Origin of the sequence: Flavobacterium plurextorum (assembly GCF_002217395.1) — a bacterium.
GTDB classification, from domain to species: domain Bacteria; phylum Bacteroidota; class Bacteroidia; order Flavobacteriales; family Flavobacteriaceae; genus Flavobacterium; species Flavobacterium plurextorum.
This window is the reverse complement of record NZ_MUHD01000004.1, coordinates 150,740-165,579: the sequence shown is the minus strand read 5'-3', so window position 1 is coordinate 165,579 and position 14,840 is coordinate 150,740. Positions and strand designations below refer to the sequence as shown.

The following is a 14,840-nucleotide window of genomic DNA, read 5'->3' as shown; positions in this document are numbered from 1 at the left end:
ATTTTAAATTTAGCGTACTATGATTCTTTAATCAACTGTGCTAATTGTTTGGTAAGGTTTTTTCTTGAATATTGCTGTAAACCAACACCATAAGATTGTAATTTTCCTTCCAAAAATTGATTATAAAAGTCCAAAATTACACTTTTTAGTTTCACTTTTTCAGAATAATCAAAAAATACTCCTGTATTGGTTTCTGTAATAATAGCTGCAAAATCAGAACCTTGCGGACCAATCGCAATTATTGGTCGATTTGAGACCATGTATTCAAACAATTTTCCTGGTATAATACTTTTAGTGTCCTCTGAGTTTATTTCGATTAAAAGTAAAACCTGTGACTTTTTTTGATGTGCTATAGCTTCGTGATGCGAAACATATCCCAAAAGATTCAAATAATCATTCAGTTTAAATTCTTCAATCGAATCTAAAACTTCCTGACTTACGGCGCCAATTAATTTAATTTCTAAATGCTTTTTAAAATCAGGTATTTCGTTAACTAGTTCAACAAGACATTCCCATAAAAATTTTGGATTTCTCTCTGATAAAAATGAACCAATGTGTGCTAGAGTAAACTTCGTGTCTAGTGGTTCTTTCTCTACTTTCTCAAGATCATAACCATTTGTAATTACCGATATTGGTTTATTAGTAATAGCCTGAAATTCTGTTTTTGTAGTTTTACTTGTTACAATAATAGTGTCTGCAGTATTAAGAACTTTATGTTCTAAATTTTTGTGCTTTTTTGCAGCATAATTTGACAAACGAAGTGATTTGTGATAACCAATCGTTGTCCAAGGATCACGAAAATCTGCAAACCATTTTACGTTTAGTTTTTCTTTTAATTCTAAACCAATTAAATGCAAACTATGAGGCGGTCCAGATGTTACAATTGTATCAATATTATTCTCTTTAATATATTTTTCAAGATAGGAAACAGAAGGTTTTACCCAAAAAACACGAGCATCAGGAATAAAAAGATTCCCACGAACCCAAAGAAAAGTCTTATCTAAAAATGTCTGCTTTTTTTTATGCGGAAAAATTCCCGAGCTTATCTTCTTCGTTTTATTTTTTGAAAAAATAGAAGCCAATTGATAAGGCTCCCAAATTTTATTCTTTAATACAATTACTTTATCAGATATTTCACTTACCAAACCTTCATCTACAATTGGATAAGTTGGATTCTCTGGAACATAAACAATAGGTTGAACATCAAATTCAGGAAGATATTTTACAAATTTCAACCAACGCTGTACTCCCGGTCCTCCTGCTGGTGGAAAATAGTACGTAATAATTAAGAGCTTCTTTTGTTCCAAGGAAAATTGTTTATTGTTTAAAAGTGTAAATATTTAGACGTTATTTCAAAGCTAATTTCTTAAATACTCTATAAATGATACAAAGGAAAAGCAAACAATTTAAAACTATCCACAAGTTATAAAATGTCCAGACAATTTTATATTCCGTTTTCATACTTGAAAAACTAAAATATTCTCCTTGACTTTCATCATAAAAATCATCATAACCCATCATATAGATTCCGCAAAAAATATATATTACTAAATCAAAAATGAGAAAAAGAACAATTTTAAGAATCTTAGAGAGTTTCATTTTAAAACCAAAGCCTATTACTTAGATTGTTCACGAGACTTCTTACGTTCAAAATAAATTCCGCCAATTAAAAGCAATATCATTCCTATTGAACTAGCTAAGTTAATTACTCCTCCAGTTTTTATAACCTGAGGCTCAAACTTAAACTCAATTGTATGTTTTCCTGCAGGAACTTCCATAGCTCTCAAAACATAATCAACAGGAAAATGATCTGTCAATTGACCATCAACATAAGCATTCCAGCCATTTTTATAATACATCTCAGAGAAAACAGCCAAAGCATCGCCTTTACTATCTGATTGGTATTTAATATAGTTTGGTTTATATTCTACTACTTTAATTGTTCCAGTTGTATCCCATTGTTTTTTCAATCGGGCATTTCTAAATTTACCTTCATGTTCACGAACATTGAATACTGCAACTTTTTTAGTATCAATATAATTTAAAGCTTTCATTACATCGTCTGGTTTATTTACAAGTTTTACTGAACTTACAAACCAAGCGTTTCCATTTGCATCAGGATTAATCGTAGGAATTTGATTTCCATCTTTATCTGCTTGAATAACATACTTAACATTCAACATATTAAGTATCTCTAAATTATTTTTGGCAATTTGGTAATCATATAACTGCTGCATTCTTCTAGGTCTTACTGCACTATATCCACCAATTGTTTTATGAAAATAAGATGATCTTCCCTGCAATTGTCCTTGCGGATCAAAAACACGATATACTGAAGTATCTTTTAAAATTTGTGTATCTGTAGGTGTTTCCTGAAATGGAGCTGCAATTTGAACTGGACTAACAAAATCTTTAGCCGAAACATATTTTTTATCTACAAAGAACAAGTCAAAAATCATCAATACGGCAACAATGATTAAAGCTGTAGTCTGTGAAAATTTATTTTTTATAAATAACCATAAAACTCCAAATGTAACTACAATAAAAAATCCTGAACGAAGTAAATCTGCTGAATACAGAGACATTCTATCTTCTTTTAAAGCATCAACAAAAGCAGGTCCATAACTGTCTAAGAAGTATTTGTCATTCATTCCTGTAAAATGGAAAGAACTTTTTGCAATTACTAAAATCGCAATGATCCCTAAACCAAAAACACCTGTTTGAATTAAAGCTTTTTGCTGTAGTTTCGGTTCTTCTTTAGCTTTAAAGAAAGATTGTAATCCCATTACTGCAAGTACAGGGAAGCATAATTCTAAAATTACCTGAATAGAAGATACTGCTCTAAACTTATCGTACATTGGAACATATTCGATAAAAAAGTCTGTCAGCAGTGAAAAGTTTTTCCCCCAAGAAAGCACTAATGTAAATAATGCTCCGGTAAGGAATACATATTTAATTTTTCTCTCATCAATAAATAAAGCTAAAACTGCCAAAAAGAAAACTACAACTCCAATATAAGCCGGAGCAGAAACGATTGGTTGATCTCCCCAATACGTCGGCATTCCTGACACAAAATCTTCTGCCTGACTAGCTGGTACTCCCTGCTCTAGCATAAACGAATACATTCTGCTGTCGACACCAACATTTTCATGACTGGAACCACCAAAAATTCTTGGCGCAATTAAGTTTAAACTTTCAGCAATTCCATAACTATATTCCGTAATATAGTCTGTTGTCATTGATGCAGTTGTTTCATTTTTAGATCCGTCAGGATTAAAAGTTAACTCGCTTTTATCACGAATACTATACTTTGCATATTCGCTGGTTGCCATTAAATTAGCGGCATTTGCTCCAATAGCAAAAATTCCCGCTACAACCAATGTACCAATTGAAATTAATAACGGTTTATATTCTTTATTCTTTATAAAAGTAAAAGCAAAATAACCTGAAAGTATCAATAAGAAAATCAATAAATAATAGGTCATTTGAAAGTGGTTGGCATTAATTTCTAATGCAACCGCAAACATGGTGAGCAATCCTCCCCAAATATATTTTTTTTGAAAAACGAGTATAAATCCAGCAATAACCAGCGGCATATATGCAATTGCATGCGCTTTTGCATTATGACCAACTCCAAGGATTATAATTAAATAAGTTGAGAAACCAAAGGCAAGTGCGCCTATAAAAGCTTTTAATGGATCTGTTTTTAAAACCAATAACAAACCATAAAACCCAAAGAAATATAGAAACAGATAATCTGCAGGACGCGGTAAAAAACGTAAAACGTCATCAATTTTGCCAATAAAATCATTAGGATAATTTGCTCCTAACTGATAAGTAGGCATTCCTCCAAAAGCAGAATTTGTCCAATAAGGTTCAGTATGTTCAGCAGCCCTGAAGTCATTCTGCTCTTTTGCCATTCCGGTATATTGAGCAATATCTGACTGAAAAATCTGTTTTCCTTGCAGAACTGGATAAAAATAAACTAATGATACAAGAATAAAACCCAGAATTACAAGGGCATGCGGATAGAACTTATTTACTATTTTCAATTTTGGCAGGTTTGGTTAAATGATGAATCCTATTTTTTAGGATACAAACTTAATCTATTTCTTCGTAATCAACATAGTCCCCAACCTTTTTGGTTTCACGAGGATTTTTTGCATTAGCGGTATCGATGATTATCTCATCTTTTGTAGTGTTACGAGTTTGCTGCCAAGAATTATCTTGACTATATTGTTGTTGTCTCTGAAAATTTTCTCCTGCTTTTTCAACTGCTTTTTTTACCAATACTGGCAAAAAGATTCTAGCTAAAAATTTAAAAATATAATAAAATGCTATTATATAACATATAGCTTTTATTAAACCTGAAAAAGATGCTTCTTGCATAATTGTATAATTTTTGTCAAAATTAATAAATCCATTGTTTAAAATTAAAATATCAATCTTAAATAAATAATAAAATATAGTACATTTGAAATGCGTTATAGCTTTTTAATCAAAAAATACATTTATGTTGAAAATTAAAAACTTACTTTCTACATCTCTTCTTTTAATACCACAATTTTTCTTTGCTCAATATACTGATGTAATAAACTCAAATAGACCTGGCGAAACTATGTCTGCTTATGCAGTTGGAAAATCTGTTATTCAAGCAGAAATTGGTGTTTATGGCATTAAAGAAAAACATGATTTACTAAACTACGACGCGAGTGGTTTTGGCACCGATTTTACTATTAGATATGGTGCTTTTCTGGAACAGTTAGAATTTATTGTTGATTTGCAATATCAAATGGAAAACTTTGATACTCCATACACCAGCTACAAAAAAAATAATTTCAGACAAACTGTTTTGGGAGCCAAATATTTGATTTATGATCCTTACAAGAACTACAAAGACGAAGTAAACATCTACAGCTATAGAGCTAATCGCAGTTTTAAATGGCGTGAATTAATTCCAGCAGTTTCTGTGTTTGCAGGGGCAAATTTTATTGGCGCAAACAATCCTTATTATTTCTCTCCTAACAGCGAAATTTCGCCAAAAGTAGCTTTGGTAACACAAAATCTTTTTGGAGGCGGAAGATGGGTTTTTGTAACCAATATTATTGCAGATTATATTGGAACTGATTACCCAAGTTATGGTTACATATTAACCTTAACACACGGATTTAATGCTAAATGGTCTGGCTTTGTTGAAAATCAAGGATACAAAAGCGATTTCTACAGCGATGCAATCGTTCGCGGCGGTGCGGCGTATCTTTTATCGCCAAATATGCAGATCGATGCTTCGATAAGTACTAATTTTAAAAACACTCCATCCGTTTTATATGGCGGTGTAGGTTTTTCTTGGCGTTACGACGGATGGTATAAAGAAAAACAAATCGAGGTTAAAAATAATGAAAGAGCTAAAAAGAATCCTGACAATGAAAAAGAAATCGATTATCAGGCAAGAGAAAGAAAACGCAAAGCTAAATACGAATAAATTTTAATAACCAAACTCTCTAACTAAGGGATTTTTTATAATACCACCTTAATGATTACAATTAAAGAAGCTAAAACTAAAAAAGAACTAACCGAATATATCAAATTTCCGTTTTCATTATACAAAGACAATCCATATTGGGTGCCGCCTATTATTGCTGATGAACTAGAGTCTTTTGATAAAACAAAAAATCCTGCATTTGATAATGCCGAAGCTTACTTTTATCTTGCTTATAAAGACAATGAAATTGTGGGAAGAATTACAGCAATTATCAATTGGACCGAAGTAAATAATCAACATAAAAGAAAAGTTCGCTTTGGATGGTTTGATGTAATTGATGACATAGAAGTTACAAAAGCACTGCTTGAAAAAGTATATGAGTTAGGACGAAAACATAATCTTGAGCATACAGAAGGTCCGATGGGTTTCTCTAATTTAGACAAAGTTGGTGTTCTTACAGAAGGTTTTGATCAAATGGGAACGATGATTACTTGGTACAACAATCCGTATTATGTAACTCATTTTGAGAAACTAGGCTTTCAGGTTGAAAAAGAATATATCGAAAGCATATTTCCTTTTTCGAATGTAAAACCAGAATTTTTCCTTAAAGCACAGGCTTTAATTAAAAAACGTTATGAACTTAGGGCTTTAAATTTCACTAAAACAAAAGATATTATGCCGCATGTCGACAAAATGTTTGATTTGTTTAATGAATCATATGCAAAATTAGCTTCATTTGTTGCAATTTCAGATGTTCAGAAGGAGTATTTTAAAAAGAAATACATCAGTTTTATCAATCCTGAATATATAAAATTTGTAGTCGATAAAGATGATAATTTAGTAGCTTTCAGTATTGTTATGCCAAGTTTTACTGAAGCTTTACAAAAGGCGAAAGGAAAACTTTTTCCTTTTGGTTTTCTTCATCTTTTAAAAGCAAGAAAGAAAAGTAAAGATGTAGTCTTTTATCTTATCGGCGTTCATCCTGATTACCAAAATAAAGGAGTTACGGCAATTATTTTTGATGAATATTTCAAAACTTTCTCTGAAAAAGGAATTGTAAATTGCATCAGAACTCCAGAATTAGCTGAGAATACTGCCATTCATTTACTATGGAAAAACTTTGATCCAAAAATTCACTGTCAAAGAAAAACATATTTGAAATACCTTTAAAGATCTTTAGTTACAAAAATCAATATCTGATTTGAAACATAAAAAAATCCATTCGCAATAAACGAATGGATTTTTTGTATCAATAACATTTTACTATTCTACTTTACAATCTGTCTTAGTCAATGTGTTTTTTTGATCAAACTTCAGTTTGGTTTTATCCTTAAAAGTCACTTTATCATTAGCTTGAATAACATCTCCAAATCCTTCTATTAACGCTCCGTCTTTTTGCAGGAATGCAACTTCTCGCACAGATGAAACTCCTTCTGAAGTAAAAGTATAATCAGCGATAAGCGTATCGCCTTTCATGTTTCCAATTAAAGTTCCTTCATTTTTATCTTTTCCAGATATACTGTAATGTAATTTTCCATTTACCTCTTGGTGCGAGTTTACATTAAAACTCAATTCAATCACATTGCCATTTGCTCTTAAAGCATAACATTGATCACCTGCAGGTTCTTCTATTTGAACCTCTTTTGGAGCGTTTGGAGCAATTTGAACCGGCTCTGTATCTGCTGTTTTTTTACAAGAAACAAAAACAATCAAAATTAGAGTCGTTAGTATAAGTAGCTTTTTCATAATTATTCATTTTATTTTCTGATTACAAATTTAAAGTTACTTCAAATAAAAAAAATCCATTCGTATAACGGAATGGATTTTTTTACATAATTTCCATTTAAGGAAATATTATTTTTTAAATTAACTACGAAACGTCAACAGTTGTACGCTCTGCAATTTCTTTATAAGTTCCGCTAACTAATTTTTCACGAATCGCTTCAAATGCAGTTAATGTTTCTTCAATATCAGCTAAAGTATGTGAAGCTGTTGGAATCATTCTTAACAAAATAATTCCTTTAGGGATAACTGGATAAACAACAATAGAAAGGAAAATACCGTAATTTTCTCTTAAATCGTTTACCATTACCATTGCTTCAGGAATACTTCCTTCTAAATAAACTGGTGTAATACAAGTGTTTGTATCACCAATATTAAACCCTTTATCTTTAAGTCCGTTTTGCAATGCATTTACATTTTCCCAAAGTTTATCTTTGATTGAAGATGAATTACGCAATAATTCTAAACGTTTCAATGAACCAATTGTTTGGATCATCGGAAGCGCTTTAGCAAACATTTGCGAACGTAAGTTGTATTTTAAATAATCAATAATATTTTTATCTGCTGCAACGAAAGCACCAATATTAGCCATTGATTTTGCAAAAGTCGAGAAGTAAACATCAATATCGTCTTGAACTCCCTGCTCCTCACCTGCTCCAGCACCTGTTTTTCCAAGAGTACCAAAACCGTGTGCATCATCAACTAATAAACGGAAATTGTATTTTTGCTTCATCGCAACAATTTCTTTCAATTTACCTTGTTGTCCACGCATTCCAAAAACACCTTCAGTAATAAACAAGATACCACCGCCAGTTTCTTCGGCCATTTTTGTAGCGCGCTGCAGGTTTTTCTCCATACTTTCAAGATCATTGTGCTTGTAAGTAAAACGTTTACCCATATGCAAACGAACTCCATCAATGATACAAGCATGTGAATCAACATCATAAACAATGATGTCATTTTTAGTAACCAATGCATCAATGATAGAAACCATTCCTTGGTAACCAAAATTTAATAAATAAGCAGATTCTTTCATTACAAAAGAAGCCAATTCATTTTCTAATTGCTCGTGGTAAGTTGTGTGTCCAGACATCATACGAGCTCCCATTGGATAAGCTGCTCCAAATTGAATTGCTGCATCAGTATCTGCCTTACGAACTTCTGGGTGATTTGCTAAACCTAAATAATCATTTAAACTCCAGTTTAGGATATTTTTTCCGTGAAATGTCATTCTAGGACCTAACTCTCCTTCTAACTTTGGGAAAACATAATAACCTTCTGCTTGAGAAGCCCATTTTCCTAAAGGTCCTTTATTTTCTTGAATTCTTTCGAATAAATCTTTTACCATAATATAGTGTAGTAATATTTTTAACTTAATCAGCGAGCAAAAATAATCATTATTATTCTAAAATTCAGACAGTCATTTATTTTTATTTTAAAAAAAAGACATGATTCGTAAATAAATTTGCTCCCATTTGAATTCTACAAATCAAGAAAAAAAACTCAAAAACCAAAGTTATCAAGATTGTAGTTTATAGTATTTTTTTTATATTTGATACTCAAAGTATTCTTTTATATATTTTTTCAACAGTCTGATTTAGTTTCACTGCTGTATTTTATTTCTGTTCTTTACCCCCAAATAATTGCCTTTTTTTTGAATAGTATAAACATTTTGAGTTAATATAATTTTACCAAAAAATGATCATTCTACAATTAATTAAGCGAAATATTAGTAACCATTCTATGACTTTTATCATAATAAAAGACAAAATAGTCTTTTATTTTTGATTAAAATTTAAAATGAAAACAAAACCAATTACTTATGGAAAAGAAACATACCATTCAGATTAAAATGAGTCTCTTTTTGAGCTTACTTTTTATTGCTCTTTTTTTAGGAAGCTGCAAAAAAGAGGAAGCTGTAAACTATGCAGATATCATGACCGAAGGAGAAATGAATGCAGAACTTACTGCACCTCCTCTGGTTCCAAAACCAGTTGGAAACAGAACTGCTATGAAGCTAAAACTTAACATGGAAATTAAAGAACAAGAAGGTACAATGACCGATGGCGTAAAATATACGTATTGGACTTTTGGCGGATCTGTACCGGGAAGTTTTATTAGAACGCGTGTTGGAGATGAAGTTGAATTTCACTTAAAAAATCACCCAGACAACAAACTGCCTCACAATATAGACTTACATGCCGTAACTGGTCCTGGTGGTGGCGCAACCTCATCACTTGTAGCTCCGGGACATGAAAAAGTCTTTAGTTTTAAGGTAATTAATCCAGGTTTATATGTTTACCATTGTGCTACTGCTCCAGTAGGAATGCATATTGCAAACGGTATGTATGGTTTAATTCTAGTAGAACCTGAAGGCGGACTTCCTCCTGTTGACAAGGAATACTACGTTATGCAGGGAGATTTTTATACGCAAGGAGAATATGGCGCTAAAGGATTGCAAGCATTTGACATGAACAAAGCTGTAAAAGAAACTCCTGATTATGTAGTATTTAATGGAAAAGTGGGGTCTTTAACAAACGGCGGCGAATTAACTGCTAAAGTAGGCGAAACTGTTCGTTTATATGTTGGTAATGGAGGTCCAAACTTAGTTTCTTCTTTCCACGTTATTGGCGAAATATTCGACAGTGTTCATGTTGAAGGTGGAAGTACAATCAATAAAAATGTACAAACAACCTTAATTCCAGCGGGTGGAGCTGCCATTGTTGATTTTAAAGTCGAAACTCCAGGAACTTTTATATTAGTTGACCACTCTATTTTTAGAGCCTTTAACAAAGGTGCTTTAGGAATGTTGAAAGTGGAAGGAAAAGAAAATAAAAACATTTATTCAGGAACAATTCAAGAAGGTATTTATTTACCTGAAGGTGGAACAATTCAGAAAATGCCTGGAAGCTCAGCTGCAAAAACAGCCATTCCAAAACGTTCTGTTGCTGAAAAAATTAATATTGGAAAAGAAATTTTCGGAACCACTTGTTTTGCTTGTCATCAATCTGAAGGGCAAGGAATTCCCGGAACTTTCCCTCCTCTTGCAAAATCAGATTATTTAAATGCAGATCCAAAACGTTCTATCAATACTATTTTACATGGTTTAACGGGTGAGGTAACTGTGAATGGTAAAAAATACAACAATGTAATGCCGGCTCAAAATTTATCTGACGATGAAATAGCAAATGTTCTTACTTACATTTATAACAGCTGGGGTAATAATAAAACCGAAGTAACGCCAGAAATGGTAAAAGCGCTAAGATAACAGCAACATTTTTCGCATGAAAAAAAACATTTTCATTCTTATTCTTTTCTTGATGCTTACAGGATTAAAAGCTCAAGAATCTGGAATGGTTCCGATAAAAGAGGGCTCGTTTGTCCCTCTTTACGGAGCCACCACCAAAAAACCTGTAGTTGTAAAATCGTTCTACATGGATATTTATCCTGTTACCAATAGTGAGTTTTTAAACTTCATCAAAAAAAATCCTTCGTATACAAAATCTAAAATAAAAGGGATTTTTGCCGACAAAAGTTATTTGTCGTATTGGACTAATGATTTTGATTTTGGAAGTGCAAATCCTAAATCACCAGTAACAAGTGTTTCTTGGTTTGCTGCCAAAAAATACTGCGAATGCCAAGGAAAACGATTACCTACAATGGATGAATGGGAATATGTGGCTATGGCCGATGAAAAAAAAGTCGATGCCAGAACTAAAAAGCAATTCAATGAATACATCTTATCTTGGTATGAGAAATCGAGAACTTACGAAAATCAAATTGGAAAGACTTTCAAAAATTATTGGGGAGTTTACGATATGCATGGTTTAGTTTGGGAATGGACATCAGATTTTAACAGCATTTTTTTGTCTGGAGAATCGAGAAAAGACAAAAGCAGCGACAAGAATTTATTCTGTGGAAGCGGTTCTGTAAACGCAACAGATTTAATGGATTATGCTGCATTTATGCGTTACGCTTTTAGAGGAAGTCTTAAAGCACAGTATTCTACTCGAAATCTAGGTTTTAGATGTGCCAGCGACACAAACCCAAAACGATAACTTAAATTACTTTCAAATGAAAAAAACAATTATAGCTGTATTTATTCTATTATTCTTTTTGCAAAGCTGTAAAGAATCTGACAAAAAAAAGGATTCAGTACCTGTAAACAAAGAGATTAGTGATTTATCTATTTACAATTTGCCTTCAAAATGGACAACTCAGGACGGAAAAGATATTGAATTGAAAAGTCTAAAAGGAAATGTTCTTGTTATGGTTATGATTTACACCAGTTGTAAAGCTGCCTGCCCAAGATTAGTGGCAGATATGAGAGATATTGAATCTAAACTTGATAAAAAAACCAAACAACATGTAAAACTTATTTTGGTGAGTATTGATCCCAAAACTGATACTCCCGAAAAGCTAAAAGATTTTGCAATTGCTAATAAAATGAATCAAGATCCCTGGTTGTTTTTACGTTCATCAGAAGAAAATACTCGTGAGTTTGCTGCAGTTTTGGCTGTTAATTACAAGCAGATATCTCCAATAGATTTTTCGCATTCCAATATTATAAGCGTTTTTAATCCGGATGGAGAATTGATATTCCAGCAAGAAGGTTTGGGCGTAAACAATGATAAAACCATAACAACGATAAATCAAGAAGCAGAAAAAATTTAGAAATAGTAAATAGGTTGATTAGTAGAAAAACAAGAGTAGATTTTAGGAATGGATCGGCTCTTGTTTTTTGTTTACAAAGCTTTTTGATAGATGTCGCCCCGCTGGGGCTCTTACATATCACAGACAAACATTCTATAAATATATTGTCCCTCTGGGGCTTTTTTGTTTTACGAATGATCTTTTCTTATTGAGATCATCATTAAAATATATGCCTCTGATCAATAGCTTCAGAGAAGCTGCATATTTATAGACAATATTATAGTCCCGTTTTAAAGTTCCTGCGGAGCGATCTATAATTCCAAGATGTTGCTACGTTGAAGCTTATACATATCGCAGACAAACATTCTATAAATATATCGTCCCTCTGGGACTTTTTTGTTTTACGAATGTTTTTTTCTTATTTGGATCATCATTAAAATATATGCCTCTAATCAATAGCTTCAGAGAAACTGCATATTTATAGACAATATTATAGTCCCGTTATAAAGCTCCAGCGGAGTGATATATCCTATTCAATAAATTCCAAGATGTGTTGCCACGTTGAAGCTTATACATATCTCAGACAAACATTCTATAAATATATTGTCCCTCTGGGACTTTTTTGTTTTACGAATGATCTTTTCTTATTGAGATCATCACTAAAATATATCCGTCTGATCAATAGCTTCGGAGAAGCTGCATATTTATAGACAATATTATAGTCCTGTTTTAAAGCTCCATCGGAGTGATATATCCTATTCAATATAATTTCAAAATGTGTTGCCACGTTGAAGCTTATACAGATCGCAGACGAGCATTCTATAAATATATTGTCCTTTGGGACTTTTTTATTTTACGAATGTTTTTTTATTATTGAGATCATCATTAAAACTAATCCCAAAACAAGAAGCAAGCTAAATATCAAAATACCTTGATAATAAAATGATATCGTGCCTTTTCCAAAAAAGAAAAGTCCGCCTTGAAAAAACAACAAAACTTCTGTAGCAATATATCCTAAAATAAAACACTTTGCTCCATTTTTCATTACAGAAGAATCACCTGAAAGCATCTTATTTTGGACTAATATTCCAAACAAAAAACCTGTTATAATTCCTAAAGTTGTTAAGTGAATAAAACCAATTACAAAATTTCTAATTTGATGTGAAACTTCGGCAATATTTGGGAAAATTGTCAACAATTGAATTCCTATTTTCAGGAATAAAGAACACAAAGCCAAACTATAAAATAACATTGCGGTTCGATTCAAATTAGCTTTAAAATTGATTATTTGAGGTTTCAGCATTTTGCAGAAGTAAATAAAAGCAAGTAATTGCAATACAACTCCAAGAGTATTAATCCAATTCAAAATGTTATTTTCTACAAACCATCGAATAGGAAATGCAAGTGTTAAAAAAATCGAAACAACCAAAAGAGAGTAAAATATCTTGAACTTTCGTTTATCAATTGCATCTTGAAATTGTTTTAAAAACAAAGCCAAAACGGCAAATAAAAACCAGCCGTTAAACTGAAAATGAAGAAAAAACTGAATAGCTATTTGATAAAATGCACTTTGTTTGCCAAGCGTGCTAACTGCAGGACCTAAACACCAAACTCCAAAAGTGGACAAAACCATAAACAAAACCGACGTTTTTAAAAATCTAACGGCGGGAGTTTTGTCTTTAAAGCTATCTTTCCAAACCAATCTGCAAAAAAGATAACTCAATAAAATGTGCATTGTCGAAAAAATGATCGAAAACAATGCATACCCTTGAACAGGAAAAGTAACCATCATTCCGATAACCGCAATTTCGGTACACCAAAATAAACGACCGTAAATAGGCTTCTCACTTTTTTCTTTCGGAATAAAAAAGTGTACAATTAAAACATAAACCATCATGTAAACCCAGCCCAGCATCGCCACATGAGAATGTGCATGAAGCAGAAAACTATAGTTTATGAAGTTTAAAGGAAAAAGATATACATACCGCATTAATAACCCGAAAATACAAGCAATCAAGAAATTAAAAAAGCAGCAAATAATCCAGTTTTTTTGAGAATACATTTTAAAAAATTCCATTTTAAGAATATTAAAAGTAGTAAATAGTTGCCATAAAAAACACCGATAATACTCAATACTTTGACATTTATCGGTGTTTTCGACTATTAAAATTTAATCGTTATTCGACTTCAACAAATTCTTTCTCTAGAGCAACAGCTTTAGGAAACAGGATATTGTTCTCTAAATGAATATGTTTATGTAAATCTTCTTCAAACTCTTTAAGCATTGCAAAAGTTACTCTGTACGTTGTACAAGCATCTGCAGGAGGTGTATAGTTATTTGTCAAACTCGCAATTTCTCTAAAACGTTCTCCTTCATTATCATGTTCATGCATCATCATTGCAATTGGGTTTGATACAGTTCCAAATGATGGTTGCGATAAAACTCCATCAGATTCTTTTGTTTTAACCATTCTCTTTACAAAAGGAAATAAAACTAACTCCTCTTTTTTCATATGCTGTGACAATTCTCCTGCACAACCTATAAACAACTCATTTATTCTAAATAATTCAGGATGATTTGCTCCGTGTACTTTGCATAATTTATCTAAAAAGGCAAGAAGTGTCTGTGATTTTTCCTCTACATAACGATGATGTGTTTTCTCTATATAATCTGCCAATAAATCTAAAGGCCAAGAATTAAAATCTATAGAACCATTATTTTCTGATTGTAAAACCTCATAAACACTTTGCAGCAAAGCATCAGAATCTATTTTTTGTTTTTCGCATACTTCAGTAACTGTTCTGTTTCCTTTGCAGCAAAAATCAATTCTATATTTTGAAAATACTGCAGCTGTTCTAAAATCCTGAGCTACAAAAGATCCGATTGTTTTATTTTTTAAATTTTCCATGATAATCAATTTTT

Annotated in this window: 12 protein-coding genes; 5 read left to right on the top strand and 7 right to left on the bottom strand. The window is 32.0% G+C overall.

The window, feature by feature from the left end:
* Positions 1-17: 17 nt before the first annotated feature.
* The 3 genes from B0A81_RS02835 to B0A81_RS02820 form a co-directional block, all read right to left on the bottom strand.
* Entirely contained in the window at positions 18-1,307 is a 1,290-nt protein-coding gene (locus B0A81_RS02835; protein ID WP_089056612.1) for a glycosyltransferase family 4 protein, read from the bottom strand.
* Between the two features lie 309 nt (positions 1,308-1,616).
* The gene (locus B0A81_RS02825) at positions 1,617-4,052 is read right to left on the bottom strand and encodes a YfhO family protein (RefSeq protein WP_089056610.1); all 2,436 of its coding nucleotides are present in this window, start codon (positions 4,050-4,052) and stop codon (positions 1,617-1,619) included.
* 49 nt (positions 4,053-4,101) lie between these two features.
* Positions 4,102-4,389, bottom strand: a complete 288-nt coding sequence (locus tag B0A81_RS02820; protein WP_089055084.1) for a DUF4834 family protein — start codon at positions 4,387-4,389, stop codon at positions 4,102-4,104.
* Between the two features lie 124 nt (positions 4,390-4,513).
* Between B0A81_RS02820 and B0A81_RS02815 the strand changes: the two genes are divergently transcribed.
* Together B0A81_RS02815 and B0A81_RS02810 are read left to right on the top strand one after the other, a co-directional pair.
* Positions 4,514-5,482: a transporter gene (locus B0A81_RS02815; RefSeq protein WP_089056609.1), complete on the top strand. Its 969-nt coding sequence runs from the start codon at positions 4,514-4,516 to the stop codon at positions 5,480-5,482.
* Between the two features lie 51 nt (positions 5,483-5,533).
* A complete protein-coding gene (locus B0A81_RS02810) occupies positions 5,534-6,652 on the top strand; it encodes a GTP cyclohydrolase (RefSeq protein WP_089056608.1) in 1,119 nt (372 codons plus the stop codon).
* Between the two features lie 93 nt (positions 6,653-6,745).
* On the opposite strand, the gene B0A81_RS02805 is transcribed toward B0A81_RS02810, so the two are convergent.
* Positions 6,746-7,228 carry a hypothetical protein gene (locus B0A81_RS02805; protein WP_089056607.1) on the bottom strand — a complete coding sequence of 161 codons (483 nt, stop codon included), beginning with the start codon at positions 7,226-7,228 and terminating at the stop codon, positions 6,746-6,748.
* Positions 7,229-7,352: 124 nt separating this feature from the next.
* Positions 7,353-8,612: an aminotransferase class I/II-fold pyridoxal phosphate-dependent enzyme gene (locus tag B0A81_RS02800; RefSeq protein WP_089056606.1), complete on the bottom strand. Its 1,260-nt coding sequence runs from the start codon at positions 8,610-8,612 to the stop codon at positions 7,353-7,355.
* A gap of 504 nt (positions 8,613-9,116) precedes the next feature.
* On the opposite strand from B0A81_RS02800, the gene nirK reads away from it, so the two are divergent.
* Genes nirK through B0A81_RS02785 form a run of 3 tightly spaced genes read left to right on the top strand, consistent with a single transcriptional unit; the run spans position 9,117 to position 11,938 of the window.
* On the top strand, positions 9,117-10,532 hold the full coding sequence (gene nirK, locus B0A81_RS02795; RefSeq protein WP_394364136.1) for a copper-containing nitrite reductase: 1,416 nt from the start codon (positions 9,117-9,119) through the stop codon (positions 10,530-10,532).
* Between the two features lie 16 nt (positions 10,533-10,548).
* On the top strand, positions 10,549-11,322 hold the full coding sequence (locus tag B0A81_RS02790) for a formylglycine-generating enzyme family protein (RefSeq protein ID WP_089056604.1): 774 nt from the start codon (positions 10,549-10,551) through the stop codon (positions 11,320-11,322).
* Between the two features lie 16 nt (positions 11,323-11,338).
* Positions 11,339-11,938: an SCO family protein gene (locus B0A81_RS02785; protein ID WP_089056603.1), complete on the top strand. Its 600-nt coding sequence runs from the start codon at positions 11,339-11,341 to the stop codon at positions 11,936-11,938.
* Between the two features lie 832 nt (positions 11,939-12,770).
* Here B0A81_RS02785 and B0A81_RS02780 read toward each other — a convergent pair.
* Positions 12,771-13,994: a cbb3-type cytochrome c oxidase subunit I gene (locus B0A81_RS02780; RefSeq protein ID WP_244281241.1), complete on the bottom strand. Its 1,224-nt coding sequence runs from the start codon at positions 13,992-13,994 to the stop codon at positions 12,771-12,773.
* Between the two features lie 100 nt (positions 13,995-14,094).
* Positions 14,095-14,826 carry an iron-sulfur cluster repair di-iron protein gene (gene ric, locus B0A81_RS02775; RefSeq protein WP_089056602.1) on the bottom strand — a complete coding sequence of 244 codons (732 nt, stop codon included), beginning with the start codon at positions 14,824-14,826 and terminating at the stop codon, positions 14,095-14,097.
* Positions 14,827-14,840: the final 14 nt, after the last annotated feature.